The organism is Pseudomonas sp. FP1154, from assembly GCF_030687245.1.
GTDB classification, from domain to species: Bacteria; Pseudomonadota; Gammaproteobacteria; order Pseudomonadales; family Pseudomonadaceae; genus Aquipseudomonas; species Aquipseudomonas rhizophila.
Window position 1 is genome coordinate 5,017,903 of record NZ_CP117465.1, and the last position, 24,115, is coordinate 5,042,017.

The window sequence follows — 24,115 nt, forward strand, 5'->3', positions numbered from 1 at the left end:
CTCCCGTCATGCGCCCGTGCCACCCACGGTAATCGCATCAATCTTCAGGGTCGGCTGACCGACACCCACCGGTACTGACTGCCCATCCTTGCCGCACGTCCCCACGCCGCTGTCCAGCGCCAGATCGTTACCGACCATCGACACCTTGCTCATCGCCTCCGGCCCGTTGCCGATCAGGGTCGCGCCCTTGACCGGCGCAGTGATCTTGCCGTCTTCGATCAGGTAAGCCTCACTGGTGGAAAACACGAATTTTCCGCTGGTGATATCCACCTGGCCGCCGCCGAGGTTGGCGCAGTAAATACCCTTTTTCACCGAAGCGATGATTTCCGCCGGATCGCTCTGACCGCCCAGCATGTAGGTGTTGGTCATGCGCGGCATCGGCAGATGCGCGTAAGACTCGCGGCGACCATTGCCGGTACGGGCCACGCCCATCAGGCGGGCGTTGAGCTTGTCTTGCATATAGCCCTTGAGCACGCCGTTCTCGATCAGGGTGGTGCATTCGGTCGGGGTGCCTTCATCGTCGACGCTCAGGGAGCCGCGACGCCCGGCCAGGGTGCCATCATCGACGATGGTGCAGAGTTTCGAAGCGACCATTTCGCCCATGCGGCCGCTGTAGGCCGAGCTGCCCTTACGGTTGAAATCGCCTTCCAGACCGTGCCCCACCGCTTCGTGCAGCAGCACACCGGACCAGCCAGAACCCAGCACCACCGGCAATGTGCCGGCCGGCGCCGGGATCGCTTCCAGGTTGACCAGGGCCTGGCGCAGCGCTTCGCGGGCGTAACCCATGGCGCGATCTTCGCTGAGGAAATAACGGTAATCGGTACGTCCGCCGCCACCATGGCCGCCACGCTCGCGACGACCGTTCTGCTCGACGATCACACTGACATTGAAACGCACCAGCGGCCGGACGTCCGCCGCCAGACCGCCGTCGGTGGACGCCACCAGGATCCGCTCCCAGACCCCGGCCATGCTCACCGATACTTGCTGGATGCGTGGATCAAGGGCGCGAGTGGCGACGTCGATGCGCTTGAGCAGCTCGACCTTTTCGGCGCGGCTCATGACTTCCAGCGGGTTGTCCGGCGCATACAACTGCGTCACGTCCTGGCTGCTGAAGGCCTGTACCTTGCCGTTCTGCCCGGCCCGGGAAATCGAACGAGCGGCACGGGCTGCGGCGCCCAGTGCTTCAAGGGTGATGGCGTTGCTGTAGGCAAAGCCGGTTTTTTCCCCGGACTGGGCACGCACGCCCACACCCTGGTCAAGGTTGAAACTGCCTTCCTTGACGATGCCGTCTTCCAGCGACCAGGACTCGGAGATCATCCCTTGGAAATACAGGTCGGCTGCATCGATGCCCGGGCCGGCCAGGTCGCCCAGCACCCCTTGCAGGCTTTCGAGGGTGACGCCACCGGGGGCTAAAAGGTGTTCACTGACTGAGGATAACAACCCGCTCATATGTTCTACGCCTTGAATTCGTCGTCTTGGACAGGCCGCTGTCGAGCGCCCTGCGAGAAAAAGCGCCGATGGCTAGCCACCGGCATACGCGCCCGGATGGACGCCTGTTCGCTGCTGTCGCGCTCGGCCAGCAAAACGGCCTCGCCTTGATCCTGTTGCGCCAGCACACGGCCCCACGGATCGACTATCGCTGCATGGCCAAAGGTTTCCCGTGGCCCTGGATGCAGCCCACCCTGAGCGGCTGCCAGCACATAACACTGGGTCTCGATAGCCCGGGCGCGAATCAACACCTCCCAATGGGCAGCGCCCGTCACTGCGGTAAACGCCGAAGGCGCGGTGATCAATTCAGCCCCGGCGGCGCGCAGCTCGCTATAGAGTTCCGGGAAACGCAAGTCATAACAAACCGTCAGACCAACCCGCCCTACAGGGGTATCGGCCACTACCACGTTGTAGCCATAAGCATAGTCATCAGACTCGCGATAACGACCGCGGTTGTCTGCCACGTCCACATCGAACAGGTGCAGCTTGTCGTAGCGCGCGACAATCTGGCCCTGATCATCGATCAGCAACGAACAGGCATGCACCCTGGCGTCCGGTTGTTCCATCGGCGGCAACGGCAACGTGCCGGCCACAATCCATAACTTGAGGTCACGGGCGGTCTGTTTCAACCAGGGCAGGATCGGTCCCTGACCAAAGGCCTCGGCACGACCGATGTCCGCCACATCCCGCCGGCCCATGGCCGCGAAGTTTTCAGGCAGCACCGCCAGCCTTGCGCCGCCAGCGGCAGCCTGTTCCAGCAGCACACGAGCGCGGGCCAGATTGGCGAGCACATCGCTTTGACTGACCATCTGAATCACTGCCACTGGCATGGTGCTTCCCTCTTTTTTATCCTCGCTCGAGGCGGCTGTGGGAGCAAAGCTTGCTCGCGATGAGGCAGTTACATCCAACATATAGGCTGGCTGATACACCGCAATCGCGAGCAAGCTTTGCTCCCACAGGCTCGCTCCCACAAGGGGGATGTCATCGCCTGTCAGAACGGCTTGTCGAAGGTAATCTTCGGCTCTTTCCACGGCCCCTTGACGTCGTATCTTACGCTGGCAAAGCGCGCCACACGGTCGCCAATCAGTTTGTCGATCAGAAACAGCGCCCCACCCACCGCTGGCGCGCCGACAATCAGCGCTGCAATCGGCAGGTTGTTGGTCACCGGCAGCGTCACCTGCAACTTGGCGTCGACCCGATCGGCCACCATGTCCAGTGTGCCGTTGAGCTCCAGGTTGCTCGACGGTCCCGTCAGGGTGATGGGTTCACGGGTCACGTAAACACCGTCGCTCGCCACCAGCAGCCCCTTGACCCGATCGTAACTCAAGCCTTTGCCGAACAGGTCAGAGAAGTCCAGGCGCAATCGGCGGCCGATGGAGTTGAAGTTCAGCAAGCCAAATACCCGCAGCGCCTGGGCGCCGCCTTCCAACTCGACGAACTGGCCCTTGCTCAGCGACGCATCCAGACTCCCGGAGAAGCGCTTCGTGGCGACCCACGCTGGCGAGCCAGGCCAGCGACCATCGACGTCCAGGCGGAATTTCTCGCTGGTCACGCTCGGCGCATAGCCCCAGCCCTTGAGCACATCGGCCAGGTTCTTGCCACCAATGCGGCCTTTGTACCAACTGCTGGTGGAGCCGGGGACGCCTTCCCAGCCACCGTTGCCGCTCAAGACCATGCCCTTGAGGCCCATGTCCAGGTTGTTCAAGGCAATGCCCTTGCCTGTCGGACGCACCTTCAACGACCAGGCACCAATGAGGTCGGGCCCCTGGAACAACTGGTCAATGACAATATCCATGGCCGGAATGTTGCGAGGATCGACCGAAGCCAGCGGGTCCGGCGCGTTTTCGTCGGTCTGGACCGTCGGGTCGGCGGCCGGCAGGCGAATGTAGTCAAGCTTGATACCGATCGGTGCGGCCTTCGCGTCCGGCAGACTGGCGGTGCCCTTGGCCTGCTCGCTGGCAAGTCGCAAAGCCCAGGCGTCAGGCTTGCGGTCCAGTTGCACCGAAGCCCGGTCCAGGGTCGTGCCCATGGCGGTGAGCTTGCCGATGTTCAGATCGACGCTGCTAAGCAGCTGTTTGGCGCTACCGCCCGGATCCTGCCCCGCATACTTGCCCACCAGCTCCTGCCACGGACTCACATCCAGCTGCGACAGCGTCCCGCGCAGGCGCAGGCCCTTGCCTCCCGGCAGAATCGCATCACCGTTACCGAGCAAGAGTTCACCGCGACCGTCTGCAACCTGTCCATTCGGCGCCGCGTAGGTGAAGCTGGCCAGGTCGCCATAATCCACCCAGTAACGGCGCTCCGCGCCTTGCAAGGTCATGCGAAACACCGTGTCACGCCCGGCATCGGGCGCCAACCCGAAGGGCGCGGGCAGATCCACGGCCACGCCCTTGAGACTGGAACTGACCGACAGTTGGCTGTCGGCACCGTCGAGGATCACCTGCAACTGATACGGCACCACGCCAGTCACCGGCAATGGTTGTGTAACCTTCAGCCAGTCAGTGAGTTTCTTGACCTCCACCTGTCCGGAGGCGGCCACCCGCGTAGTCAGTTCACCGGCACGGCCTTCGGCAAAAATCTGCGCGGTCACGGGCCGGTCGAACGCTCGAGCCGCGATATTCTTGCCGCTCAGTCCTTTGTTGCTGTCGAAGCGGAAATCGCCCTTGAGCTGCGTCAGCTCCAGCACCGGCTCGCTGAGCTTGAGCCGGGCCTTGTCGGTCTTGAAGTCCACCAGAATCTTCGGTTGTTCGCCTTTCGCCAAAGGAATATCCAGCTTCACACTGCCTTGCAGGTCGCCCTCGCCTTCCCAGCCGGCGAATGTCTGCGCCGTACCGATCGGCGCCGTCTGCAGGATTTTCAAACCGTCGCCCAAGCCACCGGCGAACTCGCCGTCCAACAGCAGATGGGAATTCTGGCCGCTGGGCACATGGGGGATGTTCACCGAAACATTCCTGACCTGGGTGTCCAGCAACTGCCCCTGGCTGGCAAAGATACGCACGCCGCTGTCTTCGACGAAAACATCCCCGCTGACCTTGCTCACCGAAGGCCAACCCGGCTGGAAGGCCAGCTCGGCATCATGCACCTTGAAAAACAGGCTGATGCTGCGAGCCGCGTCTTCGGCACCGTGGTTCAGCGAACCTTGATACTGGAAAAAACCCTGATCCACCGCGCCCTTGACGATTGCCGTGCGCAGCCACTCATCCAGCGCAGGGCTCAGGACAGCAGGCAGATACTTGGCGGTATAGCGACCGTCGCCATCCACCAGGCCGACCCGCAGGTCCATGTAGTCTTCCTGGCTGTGGTCGAAATGCAGGCGAATCAGGAAGTCACCGGCAATCCGGCCCTCCTCCCCCAGTACCTTCAGGTACGGCGCAATCAGCGTGAAACCTTGTTTGTCTAATTTCCAGGTCAGCCGGGCGTTAGCCTGCAAGTATTGCCAGGGCTTGGCGAAGATCGGGTCCAGGTGCAGGGAAAAATCCTTGCTGTCCATGCGCAGCTCACCGCCGCCCAGGTCGCCGCTCAGGCTCCCGGACACGTTGCGCGCCGCCGGGGCGCCGCGATAGGCATCAAAGCCTACGGTGTCCAGGTTGGTGGCGAAGCTGACTTTCTGATCACCGCTGTTCTGCGGGCGGTAGTCCACCAGCACGTTGCGCAGGCCGCCCGTGAACTTGAGCCGGTCGATTGCCGTGGCAACGCCTTCGGGCAACGGCGCCAGGGCATGGAGCAACGGCGTCAGCGGCGTAAGGTCGAGGCGATCAGCCTGCACGTGCCAGAGTTCTTCGGTTTTTTCGGTGGCGTTGGTCTGTTGCAACTGCAGGCGCGATTCCCAACGGGTTTCGCCCAGGCTCATTGCCAGGGAATCGAAGGTTGCGCTGAATCCCTGGTCGCTGCGCTGGAAATACCCGTTGAGCGCCAGGTTATGGATCTGCACCGGCTTGCGCTCGGCATAGGCGCCCTGGATGTCCGGCGCGTTCAGTCGAATGGCCGCGCTTTGCACGGTGCCCGCGCCCCAGCTCAGCCAGAACTCTGCGCCAGCCTTGATCCGGGAAAAATGCCATTGTCGGGTCAGGCGTTCCGGCAGCCATTTGGACCAATCGCTTTGCGGCAGACTCAGGTAGACATCGGCCTGGCCGTTCTTCCAGTCGCTGGCGCGGATACGGGTGCGCAAGTTGATCGCGACGGGTTGGCCGTCAGGCAGGGTCAGTCGGGCATCCAGACGCTGACGGGCAACACCGGTGCGCAGGCTCAGGCCAACGTAGGTCAGGGTCAGCGGTGGTTGTTCCAGCGGCTGCAAGGTCACCTGGCTGTCGAGCACCGACAGCTTCGAGATCATCTGCATACGTTCGAGCAGTTGCTGGGGATCCAGGGGCTGATCGTCCTGCACTGGCAGCCCCTCCAGGGCCCACTTGCCGTCGGCGTCTTCCTTGAGGCTGATCTTCAGGCCGCTGAGTTCCAGGTGAGCAATGCGCACCTGACGCGCCACCAGGCTGCCCCACAAGTCCGGCACGGCCCGCACCTGATCCAGATGCAAGGCATTGGCGCCCTCGCCGACCATCACGTCGTGGGCCAGCAGGATGGGGGCCAGGGCGCTCCAGCTACCGTCCAGGCTGCCGATATGCACGGGGATGCCCAACGCTTCGCTGGCGCGGGTCTGGACCTCGGCGCGGTATTCGGCCACCAGCGGAGCCAGTTCTCGCCCGAGGCTGACATACAGTGCCACCAGCACCAACAGCAGCGCGCACAGGCCCAGGCCCCAACGGGTCAGCGCGGCCAAAATGCGTGTCAGACGCTCCATGTCAGCGGGCTCCCCTGGCAAAAGTATTCAAATCCGCGGGGCTGCCGCTCATCAAGCCACTTCAGAGCAGCACCACGTCGTATTGTTCCTGGGAATACATGGTTTCCACCTGAAAGCGAATCGTGCGACCGATAAAGGCCTCCAGTTCCGCAACGTTCCCTGACTCTTCATCGAGCAGGCGATCCACCACTTTCTGGTTCGCCAACACTCTATAACCTGTGGCCTGGTAAGCGCGTGCCTCCCGGAGGATTTCCCGGAAGATTTCGTAACACACGGTTTCCGGGGTCTTGAGCTTGCCCCGGCCCTGGCAACTGCTGCACGGTTCGCACAGCACCTGCTCAAGGCTCTCGCGAGTGCGCTTGCGGGTCATCTGCACCAGGCCCAGTTCGGTGATCCCGATGATGTTGGTCTTGGCGTGGTCGCGCTCGAGTTGTTTCTCCAGGGTCCGCAGCACCTGGCGCTGGTGCTCTTCATGCTCCATGTCGATGAAGTCGATGATGATGATTCCGCCCAGGTTGCGCAGGCGCAGCTGACGAGCGATGGCGGTGGCCGCTTCCAGGTTGGTCTTGAAGATGGTTTCTTCGAGGTTGCGATGGCCGACGAACGCCCCGGTGTTGACGTCAATGGTGCTCATGGCCTCGGCCGGGTCCACCACAAGGTAGCCGCCGGACTTGAGCGGCACCTTACGCTCCAGGGCCTTCTGGATTTCGTCTTCGACGCCGTACAGGTCGAAAATCGGCCGCTCGCCGGGGTAATGCTCGAGACGATCAGCGATTTCCGGCATCAGCTCCGCCACAAACTGGGTGGTTTTCTGGAAGGTTTCCCGGGAATCGATGCGGATTTTCTCAATCTTGGGGCTGACCAGGTCCCGCAGGGTCCGCAATGCCAGACCGAGGTCTTCGTAGATCACGCTGGGGGTGGCGATGGTCTTGATCTGATCGGCAATCTGGTCCCAGAGCCGGCGCAAATAGCGGATGTCCATGAGAATTTCATCGGCCCCGGCCCCTTCGGCGGCGGTGCGCAGGATGAAACCTCCAGCTTCCTTGATGCCCTCTTTCTCCACGCAATCGCTGACCACCTGCTTGAGGCGCTCGCGCTCGGCTTCATCTTCGATCTTCAGGGAAATGCCGACGTGAGCGGTACGCGGCATGTACACCAAGTAGCGCGACGGAATCGACAACTGCGTGGTCAGGCGCGCGCCCTTTGAACCGATGGGGTCCTTGGTGACCTGGACCACCAGGCTCTGGCCTTCATGAACCAGGGCACTGATGCTCTCCACGGCCGGGCCTTCACGCATGGATATTTCCGAGGCATGAATGAACGCCGCACGATCCAGGCCAATATCGACGAACGCCGCCTGCATGCCCGGCAACACCCGCACCACCTTGCCTTTATAGATATTGCCGACGATCCCACGTTTTTGCGTGCGCTCGACGTGAACTTCTTGCAGAACACCGTTTTCAACCACCGCCACGCGCGATTCCATCGGCGTGATGTTGATCAGGATCTCTTCACTCATGGCAGGGTCTCGTTCAGGCGTGTTCACGATAATGGCCGCATCAAGTCAGACGGCGCTCAGCGCGCGCTCAGGGTTTGCCAACAGGGTATGCCGAAATGGCCCAACAGCTCCGAGGTTTCGCACAGCGGCAGGCCGACCACAGCTGAATAGCTGCCTTCAAGCCCGGCGACGAATACCGCCCCCAAGCCCTGAATACCATAGCCGCCGGCCTTGTCCCGGGGCTCACCGCTGTTCCAATAGGCTAGCGCTTGTTGCTCAGTGATGGAGCGAAAGCTGACCCGGCTGCGCACCACACAGGATTCACAACGTTGTCCGTCCAGTACCGCAATGGCGGTCAGCACCTCATGGTCACGACCGGACAGGCTCAAAAGCATCGCCATTGAGTCGGCCTGATCCAGCGGCTTGCCCAGAATCCGCCCGTCCAGCACCACGGCGGTGTCGGCACCCAGCACGCAGCCGTCCATGCCTGCGGGCAAAGCACGTCGCCCGGCCTCAGCCTTGCCGCGCGCCAGACGTTCGACATAGGCCGAAGGGGTTTCGTCATCCAGGGGAGTTTCGTCGATGTCTGCGCTGACGGCGGTGAATGGCACACCGATCTGCGTGAGCAACTCACGCCTACGCGGCGAGCCCGAGGCGAGGTAAAGCGGTTTCATCAAGACATCTCCCTCTCAAGGTGCGGGCCAATGCCTGACCGAATCAGTTGATTTTGAAACGCAGGCGCAAGCCACGCAAACCGAAGCTGACCCACGGCCAGAGCAAGGCACTGACCAGTGCCGGCAACACCAGCGCCAGGGTCGGCTGGCGATTGCCGGTCAGCGCGCTGAGCCACAGCTGCACCAGCTGCGCCAGGCCGAAAATCACCAGGATCACCAGGCACTGCTGCCACATGGGGAACATCCGCAGGCGTTGTTGCAGCGATAGCACCAGGAACGTGATCAGCGTCAGGATCAGCGCGTTCTGCCCCAGCAACGTGCCATAAAGCACGTCTTCGGCCAGCCCCAGGCACCAGGCGGTGACCATGCCGACCTTGTGCGGCAGCGCCAGCGCCCAGAATGCCAGCAGCAGCGCCAGCCACAGCGGGCGCAGGATTTCCATGAATTGTGGCAGCGGCGAAACGCTGAGCAACAGGCCGATGGCGAACGTCAGCCAGACCATCCAGCCGTTACCGGAATGTGTACTGCTCATTATTCTCGTGCTCCCCTGGTGGCTGGCGCGGTGGCCGGCGTGGAGACAGGCGGTTTGGCCGCGGGCCTTGCGGGTTGAGTCGCCGGGGCTTGGGTGGCCGGCGTTGGCGCCGGGGTCGTTGCAGCCGGGGCAGGTGCCGGTGTTGTGCCCGGGACTGTCGCCGGGGTAACCGGGGTCGCGGTCGAGTCGATGTTCTGCCGATCCTCGGCCTCCTGGGCCACGGCGGCGTCGTTGGCGCGCTCTTCCGGGGTGCGGTTGTCGCTGAATACCAGCAGCAGGTATCGACTGCGATTCAGCGCAGCCGTTGGCACCGCACGCACGATAGCGAACGGCTGACCTGAGTCGTGTATAACCTCCTTGACCGTCGCCACCGGATACCCGGCCGGGAATCGCTGACCGAGACCGGAACTGACCAGCAGGTCGCCTTCCTTGATGTCGGCGGTGTCTGCGACGTGCCGCAGCTCCAGGCGCTCCGGATTACCGGTGCCACTGGCAATCGCCCGCAAGCCGTTGCGGTTGACCTGCACGGGAATGCTGTGGGTGGTATCGGTCAGCAACAGCACGCGAGAGGTGTAGGGCATCAACTCCACCACCTGCCCCATCAGGCCGCGAGCATCGAGTACCGGCTGGCCGAGGACAACACCGTCGCGCTCACCCTTGTTGATGATGATGCGATGGGTAAAGGGGTTGGGGTCCATGCCGATCAACTCGGCCACTTCGACCTTCTCGTTGACCAGCGCCGAGGAATTGAGCAGCTCGCGCAGCCGCACGTTTTGCTCGGTGAGGGCCGCCAGCTTCTGCATGCGTCCCTGCAACAGCAGGTTCTCGGTCTTGAGTTTTTCGTTTTCGGCCACCAGCTCGGTCCGGCTGCCAAACTGGCTGGCAACACCCTGCCACAAGCGCTGCGGCAAATCGGTGATCCAGTAGGATTCCATCAATACCAGCGACATCTGGCTGCGCACTGGCTTGAGCAGCGTGAAACGGGCATCGACCACCATCAGCGCGACCGACAGCACGGTCAGCACCAGCAGGCGCACACCCAATGAGGGGCCTTTGGCGAAAAGCGGTTTAATAAGCCGCTCCTCCCAGGCAAATGTTTTCTTTATTCATACGGCATCAAACCGGCCTGGATACGAATGACAGAAGATAAACGTCAACGGGCAGCACTGCAAAGTGCTGCCCGGGGAGCGAACAACATAGACCATCCAGGCGGGCTTATTCGCTGGAGAGCAGATCCATGGTGTGCTTGTCCATCATTTCCAATGCACGGCCACCGCCGCGGGCAACGCAAGTCAGCGGGTCTTCGGCAACGATCACCGGCAAGCCGGTTTCCTGAGCCAGCAGCTTGTCGAGGTCACGCAACAGCGCGCCACCACCGGTCAGCACCAGGCCGCGCTCGGCGATGTCCGACGCCAGTTCCGGCGGCGACTGCTCCAGAGCACTCTTGACCGCCTGCACGATGGTCGCCAGCGACTCTTGCAGTGCTTCGAGCACTTCGTTGGAGTTGAGGGTGAAGGCACGTGGAACGCCTTCAGCCAGGTTACGGCCGCGAACGTCGACTTCACGTACTTCGCCGCCCGGATAGGCCGTGCCGATTTCCTGCTTGATGCGCTCGGCGGTGGATTCGCCGATCAGGCTGCCGTAGTTGCGGCGCACGTAGGTGATGATCGCTTCGTCGAAACGGTCGCCGCCCACACGTACGGACTCGGCGTAGACCACACCGTTGAGGGAGATCAAGGCGATTTCAGTGGTACCACCACCGATGTCGACGACCATCGAACCACGGGCCTCTTCGACCGGCAGGCCGGCACCGATGGCAGCGGCCATCGGTTCTTCGATCAGGAACACTTCACGGGCACCGGCGCCAAGGGCCGACTCACGGATGGCACGACGCTCCACCTGGGTGGACTTGCAGGGCACGCAGATCAGCACGCGAGGGCTGGGCTGCAGGAAACTGTTTTCGTGAACTTTGTTGATGAAGTACTGCAGCATCTTTTCGCAGACGCTGAAGTCGGCGATCACGCCGTCCTTCATGGGGCGAATGGCTGCAATGTTGCCCGGAGTACGGCCCAGCATGCGCTTGGCTTCGGTACCGACAGCCACGACACTCTTCTGGTTACCGTGGGTGCGGATGGCCACGACCGAGGGTTCATTCAGGACGATACCGCGCTCGCGCACGTAAATAAGGGTGTTGGCAGTGCCCAGGTCAATGGAAAGATCGCTGGAAAACATGCCACGCAGTTTCTTGAACATGGGAAAGGGACCCTAGGCAACGCGTGGGTAAAAAAGTGCGGCAAACTCTAACAACGACAGGGATTTTGGGCAAGGCGCCAATATGTTAAATTGGCCGCTTTTCTGTGCACCAAACCCCGAAATCGCGGCCAATGCCCTGTTTCGCAGATACGTTCCTTTGTTGACGACAATAGAGGCCGTCAAAAAGGAACAGTATTTGTGATACAGGGCACTGGACCGTAGAAATGCGGTAGTGTTCCGACAATCTAACACACGGACAGATTGCGTCCGTTTTGTTTTCCACTGGAGAATCCCATGGCGCTTGAACGCTCCGACGTGGAAAAAATCGCTCACCTGGCCTGTCTGGGCCTCGATGAAGCCGATCTTCCACACATTACTTCTGCCCTGAACAGCATTCTGGGGCTGGTCGACGAAATGCAGGCGGTCAACACCGACGGCATCGAACCCCTGGCCCACCCACTGGAAGCCAGCCAGCGCCTGCGCGCCGACGTCGTGACCGAGTCCAATCACCGCGAGGCCTACCAGTCCATCGCACCAGCGGTCGAAAACGGCCTGTACCTGGTTCCGAAAGTCATCGACTAAAGGGAAAGAGCCTCTCATGCATCACATGACCCTGGCCGAGATCGCCCGCGGACTCGCCGATAAAAAGTTTTCTTCCGAAGAGCTGACCCAGGCCCTGCTGGCGCGCATCGCCCAGCTCGACCCGCAGCTCAACAGCTTCATCAGCCTCACCGAAGAACTGGCCCTGAGCCAGGCCAAGGCCGCCGACGCCCGTCGCGCCAACGGTGAGAGCGGCGCCCTGCTCGGCGCACCGATTGCCCACAAGGATCTGTTCTGCACCCAGGGCATCCGCACCAGTTGCGGCTCGAAGATGCTCGACAACTTCAAGGCCCCGTACGATGCCACCGTGGTCGCCAAACTGGCCGCAGCCGGCGCCGTGACCCTGGGCAAGACCAACATGGACGAATTCGCCATGGGTTCGGCCAACGAGTCGAGCTACTACGGCGCAGTGAAAAACCCGTGGAACCTGGAACACGTACCGGGTGGCTCGTCCGGTGGTTCCGCTGCCGCCGTGGCCGCGCGCCTGCTGCCGGCCGCCACCGCCACCGACACTGGCGGTTCGATTCGCCAGCCGGCGGCGTTTACCAACCTCACGGGCCTCAAGCCGACCTATGGCCGCGTATCGCGCTGGGGCATGATCGCCTACGCCTCCAGCCTCGACCAGGGCGGTCCGCTGGCCCGCACCGCCGAAGACTGCGCGATCCTGCTGCAAGGCATGGCTGGCTTCGATCCGAACGACTCCACCAGCATCGATGAACCGGTGCCGGACTACAGCGCCAGCCTCAACGGCTCGTTGCAAGGCCTGCGCATCGGCGTGCCGAAGGAATATTTCAGCGCCGGCCTGGACCCGCGCATCGCCGAGCTGACCCACAACAGCATCAAGGCGCTGGAGAAGCTCGGCGCGGTGATCAAGCCAATCAGCCTGCCGAACATGCAGCACGCGATTCCGGCGTACTACGTGATCGCCCCGGCGGAAGCGTCCTCGAACCTGTCGCGTTTCGACGGCGTGCGCTTCGGCTATCGCTGCGAAAATCCGGACAACCTGATGGACCTGTACAAGCGTTCCCGTGGCGAAGGCTTCGGCGCCGAAGTGCAGCGCCGGATCATGGTCGGTGCCTACGCGCTGTCCGCCGGCTACTACGATGCCTACTACCTCAAGGCGCAGAAAATCCGTCGCCTGGTGAAGAACGACTTCATGGCCGCCTTCAACGAGGTCGACATCATCCTTGGCCCGACCACGCCGAACCCGGCCTGGAAACTCGGCGCCAAGAGCAGCGACCCGGTCGCTGAGTACCTGGAAGACGTCTACACCATCACCGCCAACCTCGCTGGCCTGCCGGGCCTGTCCATGCCGGCCGGTTTCGTCGATGGCCTGCCGGTGGGCGTGCAGTTGCTCGCACCGTACTTCCAGGAAGGCCGCCTGCTCAATGTGGCTCACCAGTATCAGTTGAACACTGACTGGCACACCCGCACCCCAACCGGCTTCTGAGGAGAAACACATGCAATGGGAAGTCGTGATCGGGCTGGAGATTCATACCCAGCTCACCACCCGGTCGAAAATCTTTTCCGGTAGCTCCACCACGTTCGGCTCCGAGCCCAACACCCAGGCCAGCCTGGTCGACCTGGGCATGCCCGGCGTGCTGCCGGTGCTCAACGCCGAAGCCGTGCGCATGGCGGTGATGTTCGGTCTGGCGATTGACGCCGAGATTGGCCAGCACAACGTATTCGCCCGCAAGAACTACTTCTATCCGGACCTGCCCAAGGGCTACCAGATCAGCCAGATGGAATTGCCGATTGTCGGCAAGGGCCACCTGGACATCGCCCTGGAAGACGGTACGGTCAAGCGCGTGGGCATCACCCGTGCGCACCTGGAAGAAGACGCCGGCAAGAGCCTGCACGAAGAATTCAACGGTGCCACCGGCATCGACCTGAACCGTGCCGGCACGCCGTTGCTGGAAATCGTCTCTGAACCGGACATGCGCAGTGCCAAGGAAGCCGTGGCCTACGTCAAGGCGATCCACGCGCTGGTGCGCTACCTGGGCATTTGCGACGGCAACATGGCCGAAGGCTCGCTGCGTTGCGACTGCAACGTGTCGATCCGGCCCAAGGGCCAGGTTGAATTCGGCACCCGCTGCGAGATCAAGAACGTCAACTCGTTCCGTTTCATCGAGAAGGCGATCAACAGCGAGATCCAGCGCCAGATCGAACTGATCGAGGACGGCGGCAAGGTCATCCAGCAGACTCGCCTGTACGACCCGAACAAGGACGAAACCCGTCCGATGCGCAGTAAAGAGGAAGCCAACGACTACCGTTACTTCCCCGACCCGGATCTGCTGCCGGTGGTGATCGAGGACTCGTTCCTCAATGACGTGCGTGCCACCTTGCCGGAACTGCCACCCCAGAAACGCGAGCGCTTCCAGGCGCAGTTCGGGCTGTCGAGCTATGACGCCAACGTCCTGGCCACCAGCCGCGAACAGGCCGATTACTTCGAAAAAGTCGTGAGCATCGGCGGCGACGCCAAGCTGGCGGCCAACTGGGTGATGGTGGAATTGGGCAGTCTGCTGAACAAGCAGGGCCTGGAGATCGACCAGTCGCCGGTATCGGCCGAGCAACTGGGCGGCATGCTGTTGCGGATCAAGGACAACACCATTTCCGGCAAGATCGCCAAAATGGTCTTCGAAGCCATGGCCAATGGTGAAGGCAGCGCTGATGAGATCATTGAGAAGCGCGGCTTGAAGCAAGTCACCGACACCGGTGCGATCAGCGCCGTACTCGATGAAATGCTCGCGGCCAACGCCGAGCAAGTCGAGCAATACCGTGCGGCAGACGAAGCCAAGCGCGGCAAGATGTTCGGTTTCTTCGTCGGCCAGGCCATGAAAGCCTCCAAGGGCAAGGCCAACCCGCAACAGGTCAACGAACTGCTTAAAAGCAAGCTCGAGGGCTGATGACCATGGAGCCAGTCTTGCTGTCTGGCTCAATTCCCTGTGGGAGCGAGCTTGCTCGCGATAGCGGTGGTTCAGCTTGCATTGATGCTGAATATGACGCCGTCATCGCGAGCAAGCTCGCTCCCACATTTGGATTTGGAAAAGCCACCATGAAGCGTCTCCTCGGCGCCTGCGCCCTGCTGTCCCTGTTGGCCGGTTGTGCCAGCCAGAGCGGGACGGTCGATCCACACGGCTATGACCAGACCGGCGTCGCCTCTTATTACGGTGCCAGGCACCATGGCAAGCGCACCGCCAGCGGCGAGCGCTTCAACCAGCATGGCCTGACCGCCGCCCATCGCCAGTTGCCGTTCGGCACACGGGTGAAAGTCACCAACCTGAAAAACAACGACAGTGTCGTGGTCCGCATCAACGACCGTGGCCCCTACACTCGTGGCCGCCTGATCGATGTATCCCGCGCTGCCGCCGAGCAACTGGGCATGCTACGCAGCGGCACCGCACGGGTGCGTGTGCAAGCCCTCGACAATTGATAGACGGAGCCCGGACATTTCCCTACTCAATGCCATCCCGCTGCTGAGCCTGATCGAACTGTTCGGTGGCCTGCTGTTGTTGATCGCCGGGGCCGAGCTGCTGGTGCGCGCCGCCGTGGGCCTGGCGGCACGTTTGCAGGTGCGACCGCTGATCATCGGCCTGACCGTGGTCGCCTTTGGCAGCAGCGCCCCGCAAATGGCCGTCAGCCTGCAAGCGACCCTGGCGCAGAACGCCGACATCGCCGTGGGCAGCGTGATCGGCAGCAGCATCTTCAACATCCTCGTCACCCTCGGGTTGTCGGCGCTGATCATTCCGTTGCGCGTCTCGCGTCAACTGGTGCGCCTGGACATCCCGCTGATGATCGGCGCCAGCCTGCTGGTGTTCGTGCTGGCCTGGAACGAGGAACTGACGCAACTGGACGGCGCGTTGCTGTTGATGGCCCTGGCGGTGTACCTGGGCCTGTTGCTGCGCCAGTCGCGGCATTCGGGGCGACCGCATGGGATGGGCGTGGACGTGGCGCAAGTGTCATGGCCCAAAAGCCTGTCGATGATGGTCGTGGGCCTGGCGATGCTGATTTTCGCCGGGCACTTGCTGTTGGGCGCGGCGGTGGAAGTGGCGACGGACCTGGGGCTGTCGGAACGCATCATCGGCCTGACCATCGTCGCCGTCAGCACCTCGCTGCCGGAACTCGCCACCTCGCTGATCGCCGCGCTGCGGGGCCAGCGAGACATTGCCGTGGGCAACGTGATCGGCAGCAACCTGTTCAATCTGCTGGGCGTGCTGGGGGTGACGGCCCTCGCCGCGCCCTCGCCGCTCTCGGTGTCCCCCAATGCTCTGGATTTCGACCTGCCGGTGATGCTCGGCGTGGCGGTACTGTGCCTGCCGGTGTTTTATTCCGGCTACCGCGTCACCCGCGCCGAAGGTCTGCTGTTTTTGGGCTTGTACCTGGCCTATGGGCTGCATGTGGTGTCGTTCACTACCGGCATGCCTCTGGCCGGCCAACTGGAACGACTGATGCTGTTCTATGTGCTGCCGGCCCTGCTCGCGTTTTTGCTGTTCAGCTCCTTGCGCGCCTGGCGCCGTCAACACCACAAGAGGGATTTGCCATGACCGACACTCCAAAGACCGGCCTGGACATGCGCCGCCAGGTGATGGGCGACGCGTTCGTCGACCGTGCCTTGGGCAACGCCACCGAATTCACCCAGCCGCTGCAGGACTTCGTCAACGAGCACGCCTGGGGCAGCGTCTGGAGCCGCGAAGGCCTGCCGCTCAAAACCCGCAGCCTGATCACCCTCGCCGCCCTCACCGCTCTCAAATGCCCGCAGGAATTGAAAGGCCACGTGCGCGGGGCGCTGAACAATGGTTGTACGGTTGAGGAGATTCGCGAGGCGTTGCTGCATTGCGCGGTGTATGCGGGGGTGCCGGCGGCGATTGATGCGTTTCGGGCGGCGCAGGAAGTGATCGATAGTTATCAGAAATCTGAGTGACTGTTAGATCGCTATCGCGAGCAGGCTCGCTCCCACAGAGATCGCAGGCGGACTGGAAACTTGTGTACACCGCCATCTACTGTGGGAGCGAGCCTGCTCGCGATGGGCCCTCAAGAACACCACAACCCAGAACCTAGATCCACCCACCCCACTGCAACACAAAAATCCCCAGGTTGGTGGTAATCGCCGCCATCAGCGTGGTGATGACGATGATCGCCGCGGCCAGTTCATGGTTGCCATCGGCCGCGCGGGCCATGACGTAACTGGCGGCGGCGGTGGGACTGCCAAAGTACAGGAACAGAATTCCCAGCTCCGCCCCACGAAAACCCCAGAGCCATGCGCCGAGGGTCGCCAGCAGCGGCAGGCCGATCATTTTCACCAGGCTCGAACTCAGGGCCATCTTGCCGCTTTTGCGCAGCGCCGCCAGCGACAGCGTGCCGCCGATGCAGATCAACGCCAGCGGCAAAGTCATCTGGGCAAGGTATTTGGCCGAGGTTTCAAACCAGTTCGGCAGGCCTATCTGCCAATAGGCCAACGGCGCGGCTACGACCACACTGATGATCAGCGGGTTGCTGACCACGCTTTTGCAGATGCTCCAGGGGTCGGACTTGATCACTGGGCTGTAGACCGCCAGCACGATGGTCGACAGGGTGTTGTAGAACAGGATCACCAGCGCCGCGAGTATCGACCCCCAGGGAAATCCCGTAGTCGCCATACATGCTCGCCGCCAGTGCCAGGCCGATCACGCCGTTGTTGCCGCGAAAGGCGCCCTGGGTATAGATGCCACGGTCCTCACGCGGGCAACGCCAGATCGCCCAGCCCCAGGCCACGGCAAAGCACACCAGGGTGGCAATGGAGAAATAGATCAGCAGGTCCGGCTGCAATGCCGCGTGGAGATCGGCATGCAGGATGCCGAGGAACAACAGCGCCGGCATGGTGACGTTGAACACCCAGGGACGAGGCGATGTGAATGAAATTGTCGTTGATCCAGTAAATGCGCTTGAGCAGTGTCCCCAGAAACAACATGGCAAACACCGGTGCGGTGATGTTCAGGGTTTCGAGGAAAATTGCCAGCATGCCGGGGACCTTGAGAAGGGTGTCGTTAGGTGGCTAATGATAGCCACTAACGACACTGGCGTCTGGTAGACCGCTATCACGAGCAAGCTCGCTCCCACATTTGTTCCTGGGTGAACAAAATCCATATTCACCACAAACCCCTGTGGGAGCGAGCTTGCTCGCGATAGCGGTGTGTCAGCTTGCATAAATGCTGAATGTACCGCCGTCATCGCGAGCAAGCTCGCTCCCACACTGGATCTCCAGCGATCACGAAATCATCAAGTAATCGGCGCCGGGTTGAACAAGGTGATGTCGTTGTACAGCTTGTGCCGCTCGGCCCAGGTCTGTTTCTTGCCGCTGGCCACGTCCAGGTAGTAATGGAACAGTTCCCAGCCCAGTTCCTCGATGGAGGCGCGCCCGGTGGCGATCCGGCCGGCGTCGATGTCGATCAGGTCCGGCCAGCGCTGGGCCAGTTCGCTGCGGGTCGAGACCTTTACCACCGGCGCCATGGCCAAGCCGTACGGCGTGCCACGGCCGGTGGTGAATACGTGCAGGTTCATCCCCGCCGCCAGTTGCAACGTGCCGCAGACAAAATCACTGGCCGGCGTGGCGCAGAAGATCAGGCCCTTTTGCTTAAAGCGCTCGCCCGGACCCAACACGCCGTTGATCGCACTGCTGCCGGACTTGACGATCGAGCCCAGGGATTTTTCGACGATGTTCGACAGCCCGCCCTTCTTGTTGCCCGGTGTGGTGTTGGCACTGCGATCGGCCTCGCCCTTGGCCAGGTAACGGTCGTACCAGTCCATCTCGCGTACCAGCTCCTGGGCGACTTCCCGGGTTTGCGCCCGGGAGGTCAGCAGGTAGATCGCATCGCGCACTTCGGTGACTTCGGAAAACATCACCGTCGCCCCGGCCCGCAGCAGCAGGTCCGAGGCATAGCCCAGGGCCGGGTTGGCGGTGATGCCGGAAAACGCATCGCTGCCGCCGCACTGCATGCCCAGGATCAGCTCCGAGGCCGGCACGGTTTCGCGGCGGCGCTGGTCGAGTTTCTTCAGCCGGGTTTCGGCCAGTTCCATGATCTGCTCGATCATTTCGGTGAAACCGTGACTGGAATCCTGCAAGCGATACAGCCACGGCTCACTGAGGTCCACCGAGCTGTCGTTCTCATGCATCACCTGCCCGGCCTGCAATTTCTCGCAGCCCAGGCTGATTACCAGCGCTTCGCCACCCAGGTTCGGGTTGCGGGCCAGATTGCGCACGGTGCGGATCGGGATGTACGCGTCGGTGGCGGTGATCGCCACGCCGCAGCCATAGCTGTGGGTCAGCGCCACCACGTCATCGACGTTCGGGTACTTGGGCAGCAATTCGTCCTTGATGCGCTTGACCGCATGGTCCAGCACCCCGGTCACGCACTGCACCGTGGTGGTGATGCCCAGGATGTTGCGCGTGCCCACGGTACCGTCGGCGTTGCGATAGCCCTCGAAGGTGTAGCCTTGCAACGGCGCTTCGGCCGCCGGCACGTCGGTGGACAGCGGCAGGCTGTCCAGTGGCGGCGCGGTGGGCATGCGCAGTTGGTCTTCCTTGACCCAACTGCCACGGGGGATTGGTTGCAATGCGTAGCCAATGACCTGGCCGTAGCGAATCACCTCGCCGCCCTCGGGAATATCTTCCAGGGTGACCTTGTGGCTCTGCGGTACAAAGTCCACGGTGACCAGGCCATCCGGGAACTCAGTCCCGGTTGGCACGCCCTGGTCGTTCACCACAATGACCACGTTGTCCCGCTCATTCAGGCGGATGTAACGGGGCGAATCGGCATGTTCAATCAGTTGCATCGACATCGCTCCTTCAGGATTTCGCTTCAGACAGGCTGGAAAGTTGATCATCCCGGGCCGCGGGCTCTTTGAGCACGACACGCTTGATCGGCCCGACGATCACCAGGTAACTGAACACCGCCATCAGCGCGTTGCAGCCCACGAACACCAGCGCCCATTTGAACGAACCGGTGGAGCTGATGATGTAGCCGATAACGATCGGCGTAGTGATCGAAGCCAGGTTGCCGAAGGTGTTGAACAGGCCGCCGCTCAGACCGGCGATCTGTTTTGGCGAAGTGTCGGACACCACGGCCCAACCCAGTGCGCCTACGCCTTTACCGAAGAAGGCCAAGGCCATGAAGCCCACCACCATCCATTCGATGTCCACGTAGTTGCACGCCACGATGCTGCTGGACACCAGCAGGCCGGCGATGATCGGCGCCTTGCGAGCGAAGGTCAGCGAGTGGCCCTTGCGCAGCAGGTAGTCGGAAATCACCCCGCCGAGCACGCCACCGATGAAGCCGCAGATCGCCGGCAAGGAGGCGATGAAACCAGCCTTGAGGATGGTCATGCCGCGTTCCTGCACCAGGTACACCGGGAACCAGGTCAGGAAGAAGTAGGTGATGCCGTTGATGCAGTATTGGCCCAGGTACACGCCGAGCATCATGCGGTTGGTCAGCAGTTGGCGGATGTAATCCCACTTCGGACCGTCGGTCTTCTTACCCCTGCCCTTGTCCTGGTCCATGTCGACCATCGCGCCGTTGGCGGCGATGTGATTGAACTCGGCCTCATTGATCATCGGGTGCTGACGCGGGCTGTGGATAACCTTCAGCCAGACCAGCGAGAACACGATACCGACCACGCCCATCACGATAAACACGTGCTGCCAGCCAAAGCGGTAGACGATCCAGCCCATCAGCGGCGCAAACAACACCGTGGCGAAATACTGGGCCGAGTTGAAAATCGCCGAAGCGGTGCCGCGTTCAGCGGTGGGGAACCAGGCCGCGACGATGCGGGCGTTACCCGGGAAGGAAGGCGCCTCGGCCAGCCCGACCAGAAAACGCAGCATGAACAGCGCCACCACGGCGGTGGAGACGCCGAACTCACCGACATAGCCTTGCAGCACGGTGAACAGCGACCAGGTAAAAATGCTCAAGGCATAGATTTTTTTCGACCCGAACCGGTCAAGCAGCCAGCCGCCCGGGATCTGCCCGGCCACGTAGGCCCAGCCGAAGGCGGAGAAGATATAACCGAGGGTAACGGCATCGATGCCGAGGTCTTTCTGCAGGCTGGAGCCGGCGATAGCGATGGTTGCGCGGTCGGCATAGTTGATCGTTGTCACCAGAAACAGCATGAGCAGGATCAAATAGCGGACGCGAGTCGGCTTGGTTTCTTGCATTTAAATCTACTTCCACTATTTATTTTTATACGGGAAATCTGGTTGTACGGCCGGGCGGGTTATCCCGCTCCGGCCGGTGTCGCAATTACGATCCGATGTAAGAAGTTTTCACCACGGTGTAGAACTCTTGCGCATAGCGACCTTGCTCGCGCGAGCCATAGGACGAACCTTTGCGGCCGCCGAACGGTACATGGTAATCCACGCCGGCGGTCGGCAGATTGACCATCACCATGCCCGCCTGGGAATGACGCTTGAAGTGGTTGGCATATTTGAGCGAGGTGGTAGCGATACCGGCGGACAGCCCGAACTCGGTGTCGTTGGCCATCGCCAGCGCCGCTTCATAATCGGCCACACGCACGACGTTGGCCACCGGGCCAAAGATTTCTTCGCGGCTGATGCGCATCGAGGCTTCGCTGTCGGCAAACAGTGTCGGCGCCAGGAAATAACCTTCGGTGTCACACGTCACCAGGCCGCCACCGCTGACCAGCCGCGCACCTTCGCTCTGGCCGATGTCGATGTACTTCAAGTCCTGGTTGAGCTGGGCTTCGGAAACCACCGGCCCGATATCGGTGCCGGCCTTCAAGGCATGACCGACCTTGATCGACTGCATGCGCTCGGCCATGGCAGCGACGAACTTGTCGTGGATGCCGGCGGTCACGATCAGGCGGCTCGAAGCCGTGCAACGCTGGCCGGTGGAGTAGAACGCGCTCTGCACCGCCAGTTCGACAGCCTGTTTGAGATCGGCGTCGTCGAGGATGACCTGCGGGTTCTTGCCGCCCATCTCCAGTTGCACCTTGGCCTGGCGCGCCACGCAATTGACCGCGATCTGCCGCCCCACGCCCACGGAACCGGTGAAGCTGATACCGTCGACCTTCGGGCTGTTGACCAGGACTTCACCGACCACACGGCCGCTGCCCATCACCAGGTTGAACACACCGGCCGGGAAACCGGCGCGGGAAATGATGTCCGCCAGGGCCCAGGCACAACCTGGCACCAATTCGGCGGGTTTGATCACCACACAGTTGCCGTAGGCCAGCGCCGGGGCGATCTTCCAGGCAGGGATCGCGATCGGGAAGTTCCACGGCGTGATCAAACCGACCACACCCAACGCTTCACGGGTGACTTCGACGTTGACGCCCGGGCGCACCGACGGCAGGTAATCGCCCGACAGGCGCAGGCACTCGCCAGCGAAAAACTTGAAAATGTTGCCGGCGCGGGTCACTTCGCCAATGGCTTCGGGCAGGGTCTTGCCCTCCTCCCGGGCCAACAGTTGGCCGAGTTCTTCGCGACGGGCGAGGATCTCGCTGCCGACTTTGTCCAGCGCATCGTGACGGGCCTGGATGCCCGAGGTCGACCAGGCCGGGAACGCGGCGCGGGCGGCTTCGATGGCGGCATTGACTTGAGCTGCATCAGCCTTGGCGTATTCACCAATGACATCGGACAAATCAGACGGGTTGATGTTGGTGCAATAGTCGGCACCGGCCACCCACTGACCGTTGATGTAGTTATCGAAACGCTTTGAATCTGCCACGGAGCTACTCCTTCTACAATAGCTGTCTAGGAACGCAGAGCGTCCCTGGCTGCGTGCCCACGCGGAGCGTGGGAACGATCAAGCCTTACGCAAAAAGCCGCTGATTGCTCAGCGGCTTCGTCGGATCTGTTACTGCTTGCCTTGCTTGTCGATCAGCGCGGCCAGGGCATCGTATTCTTCCGGCAGCAGGTCGGTCAGCGGCGTACGCACAGGGCCTGCGTCGTAGCCGACGATCTTCGCGCCAGCCTTGACGATGCTCACGGCATAACCGGCCTTGCGGTTACGAATGTCCAGGTAAGGCAGGAAGAAGTCGTCGATGATCTTGCCGACGGTCGCGTGATCTTCACGGGAAATGGCGTGGTAGAAATCCATCGCGGTTTTCGGAATGAAGTTGAACACCGCCGAGGAGTAGACCGGCACGCCCAGGGCCTTGTAGGCCGCGGCATAGACTTCTGCGGTCGGCAGGCCGCCCAGGTAGCTGAAACGATCGCCGAGACGACGGCGGATCGACACCATCAATTCGATATCGCCCAGGCCATCCTTATAGCCGATCAGGTTCGGGCAGCGCTCGGCCAGTTGCTCCAAGTGCGTGGCGTTCAGGCGGCAGACGTTGCGGTTGTAAACCACCACGCCGATCTTCACCGATTTGCACACGGCTTCAACGTGGGCGGCTACGCCGTCCTGGCTGGCTTCAGTCAGGTAGTGCGGCAGCAGCAACAGGCCCTTGGCGCCCAGACGCTCGGCTTCCTGAGCGTACTCGATGGCCTGGCGGGTAGCACCGCCGACACCGGCGAGGATTGGCACGCTGGTGGCGCAGGTATCAACAGCTGTCTTGATGACTTGCGAATACTCGCTGGCGGCCAGGGAGAAAAACTCACCGGTGCCACCGGCCGCGAAAAGTGCCGAGGCGCCATACGGGGCCAGCCACTCGAGGCGCTTGACGTAGCTGTCGCGATTGAAATCGCCTTGAGCAGTGAAATCGGTGACCGGGAAAGACAGCAGGCCAGACGAGAGGATGGACTTCAGTTCTTGTGGATTCATTATTCGAACACCCTGGACGCAAATGTTGTGTTGTAGGAAACGGTTCAGCTTCAAGAGAAGTTGTAAGTCATCGTACAACTTAAAATACGAACGTCAACTGCATTTCGTCTTTTGTCGGGGGTCAGGTGCGCGGAGTTTGGCGAAAAGCCTTTGAGATCGGGCCTTTGAGGTTTGCTGGCAAACTGAGGAATCTTGCCCTGCGAGGGCAGCGGACCGCTCATCGCGACTGTAAGTTATTACAGTTTCGGACGCGGGTGAGGGAGATTGAAAATCGCCTCCTCCCTCCACGAGCAGGTCCATAGGCCATGAAAACCCAACATCGATTTCATTTCCCTAAGGTAACGGGACGCAACGTGCAAGAGTTGCCGTCCGATTTCGACTTCCATGTCAGTATCGGCGACCGTATTGAGTTTGAAGCGATACCGGGAACTGAATGGGTGGTTACCCAAAAAAAATTCAAGGTCCTTTTTGATGGTTCTGTCGAATACGTTGATTACGAAACGGATGAGGCTTGAA

19 protein-coding genes and 1 pseudogene are annotated in these 24,115 nt (G+C 61.7%); 7 read left to right on the forward strand and 13 right to left on the reverse strand.

From position 1 onward, the window contains the following. Window positions 1–6: 6 nt before the first annotated feature. The 8 genes from tldD to mreB form a co-directional block, all read right to left on the reverse strand. The gene (gene tldD / locus PSH91_RS22530) at window positions 7–1,449 is read right to left on the reverse strand and encodes a metalloprotease TldD (RefSeq protein WP_047228674.1); all 1,443 of its coding nucleotides are present in this window, start codon (window positions 1,447–1,449) and stop codon (window positions 7–9) included. 5 nt (window positions 1,450–1,454) lie between these two features. Then, window positions 1,455–2,318, reverse strand: a complete 864-nt coding sequence (locus tag PSH91_RS22535; RefSeq protein WP_047228675.1) for a carbon-nitrogen hydrolase family protein — start codon at window positions 2,316–2,318, stop codon at window positions 1,455–1,457. A gap of 161 nt (window positions 2,319–2,479) precedes the next feature. Beyond that, window positions 2,480–6,283 carry a YhdP family protein gene (locus tag PSH91_RS22540; RefSeq protein WP_305466796.1) on the reverse strand — a complete coding sequence of 1,268 codons (3,804 nt, stop codon included), beginning with the start codon at window positions 6,281–6,283 and terminating at the stop codon, window positions 2,480–2,482. Between the two features lie 61 nt (window positions 6,284–6,344). After that, window positions 6,345–7,802: a ribonuclease G gene (gene rng, locus PSH91_RS22545; RefSeq protein ID WP_047228677.1), complete on the reverse strand. Its 1,458-nt coding sequence runs from the start codon at window positions 7,800–7,802 to the stop codon at window positions 6,345–6,347. 56 nt (window positions 7,803–7,858) lie between these two features. Further along, window positions 7,859–8,455, reverse strand: a complete 597-nt coding sequence (locus PSH91_RS22550; protein ID WP_047228678.1) for a nucleoside triphosphate pyrophosphatase — start codon at window positions 8,453–8,455, stop codon at window positions 7,859–7,861. Between the two features lie 43 nt (window positions 8,456–8,498). Beyond that, window positions 8,499–8,987 (reverse strand): rod shape-determining protein MreD, encoded by a 489-nt coding sequence (gene mreD / locus PSH91_RS22555; protein WP_047228679.1) that lies wholly within the window; start codon window positions 8,985–8,987, stop codon window positions 8,499–8,501. Beyond that, window positions 8,987–10,030: a rod shape-determining protein MreC gene (gene mreC / locus PSH91_RS22560; protein WP_231990609.1), complete on the reverse strand. Its 1,044-nt coding sequence runs from the start codon at window positions 10,028–10,030 to the stop codon at window positions 8,987–8,989. Before mreC ends, mreD begins: the two co-directional genes overlap by 1 nt. A 172-nt stretch (window positions 10,031–10,202) precedes the next feature. Further along, window positions 10,203–11,240, reverse strand: coding sequence for a rod shape-determining protein MreB (gene mreB, locus PSH91_RS22565; RefSeq protein ID WP_002555108.1), 1,038 nt, complete (start codon window positions 11,238–11,240; stop codon window positions 10,203–10,205). Window positions 11,241–11,534: 294 nt separating this feature from the next. Here mreB and gatC point away from each other — a divergent pair, with 294 nt between their 5' ends. The 6 genes from gatC (at window position 11,535) to PSH91_RS22595 (ending at window position 16,761) form a co-directional block, all read left to right on the forward strand. After that, the gene (gene gatC, locus PSH91_RS22570) at window positions 11,535–11,822 is read left to right on the forward strand and encodes an Asp-tRNA(Asn)/Glu-tRNA(Gln) amidotransferase subunit GatC (protein ID WP_047228681.1); all 288 of its coding nucleotides are present in this window, start codon (window positions 11,535–11,537) and stop codon (window positions 11,820–11,822) included. A gap of 16 nt (window positions 11,823–11,838) precedes the next feature. After that, on the forward strand, window positions 11,839–13,290 hold the full coding sequence (gatA, locus tag PSH91_RS22575; RefSeq protein ID WP_047228682.1) for an Asp-tRNA(Asn)/Glu-tRNA(Gln) amidotransferase subunit GatA: 1,452 nt from the start codon (window positions 11,839–11,841) through the stop codon (window positions 13,288–13,290). Window positions 13,291–13,300: 10 nt separating this feature from the next. Next, window positions 13,301–14,746, forward strand: a complete 1,446-nt coding sequence (gatB, locus tag PSH91_RS22580; protein WP_047228683.1) for an Asp-tRNA(Asn)/Glu-tRNA(Gln) amidotransferase subunit GatB — start codon at window positions 13,301–13,303, stop codon at window positions 14,744–14,746. A 149-nt stretch (window positions 14,747–14,895) separates the two neighbouring features. After that, window positions 14,896–15,273, forward strand: coding sequence for a septal ring lytic transglycosylase RlpA family protein (locus PSH91_RS22585; protein ID WP_274090010.1), 378 nt, complete (start codon window positions 14,896–14,898; stop codon window positions 15,271–15,273). Between the two features lie 49 nt (window positions 15,274–15,322). After that, on the forward strand, window positions 15,323–16,384 hold the full coding sequence (locus tag PSH91_RS22590; RefSeq protein ID WP_047228693.1) for a calcium/sodium antiporter: 1,062 nt from the start codon (window positions 15,323–15,325) through the stop codon (window positions 16,382–16,384). Next, the gene (locus tag PSH91_RS22595; RefSeq protein ID WP_076383558.1) at window positions 16,381–16,761 is read left to right on the forward strand and encodes a carboxymuconolactone decarboxylase family protein; all 381 of its coding nucleotides are present in this window, start codon (window positions 16,381–16,383) and stop codon (window positions 16,759–16,761) included. The genes PSH91_RS22590 and PSH91_RS22595 overlap by 4 nt, the downstream gene beginning before the upstream one ends. 133 nt (window positions 16,762–16,894) lie before the next feature. Here the strand turns inward: PSH91_RS22595 and PSH91_RS22600 are convergent. The 5 genes and pseudogenes from PSH91_RS22600 to kdgD form a co-directional block, all read right to left on the reverse strand. Further along, window positions 16,895–17,838 (reverse strand): annotated as a pseudogene (locus PSH91_RS22600) (AEC family transporter). Window positions 17,839–18,095: 257 nt separating this feature from the next. Continuing rightward, on the reverse strand, window positions 18,096–19,649 hold the full coding sequence (garD, locus tag PSH91_RS22605; RefSeq protein WP_305466799.1) for a galactarate dehydratase: 1,554 nt from the start codon (window positions 19,647–19,649) through the stop codon (window positions 18,096–18,098). A gap of 13 nt (window positions 19,650–19,662) precedes the next feature. Further along, window positions 19,663–21,027 (reverse strand): MFS transporter, encoded by a 1,365-nt coding sequence (locus tag PSH91_RS22610; protein ID WP_047228688.1) that lies wholly within the window; start codon window positions 21,025–21,027, stop codon window positions 19,663–19,665. An 85-nt stretch (window positions 21,028–21,112) separates the two neighbouring features. After that, window positions 21,113–22,558, reverse strand: a complete 1,446-nt coding sequence (locus tag PSH91_RS22615) for an aldehyde dehydrogenase family protein (protein WP_047228689.1) — start codon at window positions 22,556–22,558, stop codon at window positions 21,113–21,115. A 129-nt stretch (window positions 22,559–22,687) separates the two neighbouring features. Beyond that, on the reverse strand, window positions 22,688–23,599 hold the full coding sequence (gene kdgD, locus PSH91_RS22620) for a 5-dehydro-4-deoxyglucarate dehydratase (protein WP_107321877.1): 912 nt from the start codon (window positions 23,597–23,599) through the stop codon (window positions 22,688–22,690). A 305-nt stretch (window positions 23,600–23,904) separates the two neighbouring features. On the opposite strand from kdgD, the gene PSH91_RS22625 reads away from it, so the two are divergent. Next, window positions 23,905–24,114, forward strand: coding sequence for a hypothetical protein (locus PSH91_RS22625; protein WP_107321876.1), 210 nt, complete (start codon window positions 23,905–23,907; stop codon window positions 24,112–24,114). Window position 24,115 lies beyond the last annotated feature (1 nt).

Bases quoted from the DNA above. Each gene is read 5' to 3' on its own strand.
- tldD (WP_047228674.1), bottom strand. From the start codon at position 1,449: ATGAGCGGGTTGTTATCCTCAGTCAGTGAACACCTTTTAGCCCCCGGT.
- PSH91_RS22535 (WP_047228675.1), bottom strand. From the start codon at position 2,318: ATGCCAGTGGCAGTGATTCAGATGGTCAGTCAAAGCGATGTGCTCGCC.
- PSH91_RS22540 (WP_305466796.1), bottom strand. From the start codon at position 6,283: ATGGAGCGTCTGACACGCATTTTGGCCGCGCTGACCCGTTGGGGCCTG.
- rng (WP_047228677.1), bottom strand. From the start codon at position 7,802: ATGAGTGAAGAGATCCTGATCAACATCACGCCGATGGAATCGCGCGTG.
- PSH91_RS22550 (WP_047228678.1), bottom strand. From the start codon at position 8,455: ATGAAACCGCTTTACCTCGCCTCGGGCTCGCCGCGTAGGCGTGAGTTG.
- mreD (WP_047228679.1), bottom strand. From the start codon at position 8,987: ATGAGCAGTACACATTCCGGTAACGGCTGGATGGTCTGGCTGACGTTC.
- mreB (WP_002555108.1), bottom strand. From the start codon at position 11,240: ATGTTCAAGAAACTGCGTGGCATGTTTTCCAGCGATCTTTCCATTGAC.
- gatC (WP_047228681.1), top strand. From the start codon at position 11,535: ATGGCGCTTGAACGCTCCGACGTGGAAAAAATCGCTCACCTGGCCTGT.
- gatA (WP_047228682.1), top strand. From the start codon at position 11,839: ATGCATCACATGACCCTGGCCGAGATCGCCCGCGGACTCGCCGATAAA.
- gatB (WP_047228683.1), top strand. From the start codon at position 13,301: ATGCAATGGGAAGTCGTGATCGGGCTGGAGATTCATACCCAGCTCACC.
- PSH91_RS22585 (WP_274090010.1), top strand. From the start codon at position 14,896: ATGAAGCGTCTCCTCGGCGCCTGCGCCCTGCTGTCCCTGTTGGCCGGT.
- PSH91_RS22595 (WP_076383558.1), top strand. From the start codon at position 16,381: ATGACCGACACTCCAAAGACCGGCCTGGACATGCGCCGCCAGGTGATG.
- garD (WP_305466799.1), bottom strand. From the start codon at position 19,649: ATGCAACTGATTGAACATGCCGATTCGCCCCGTTACATCCGCCTGAAT.
- PSH91_RS22610 (WP_047228688.1), bottom strand. From the start codon at position 21,027: ATGCAAGAAACCAAGCCGACTCGCGTCCGCTATTTGATCCTGCTCATG.
- kdgD (WP_107321877.1), bottom strand. From the start codon at position 23,599: ATGAATCCACAAGAACTGAAGTCCATCCTCTCGTCTGGCCTGCTGTCT.
- PSH91_RS22625 (WP_107321876.1), top strand. From the start codon at position 23,905: ATGAAAACCCAACATCGATTTCATTTCCCTAAGGTAACGGGACGCAAC.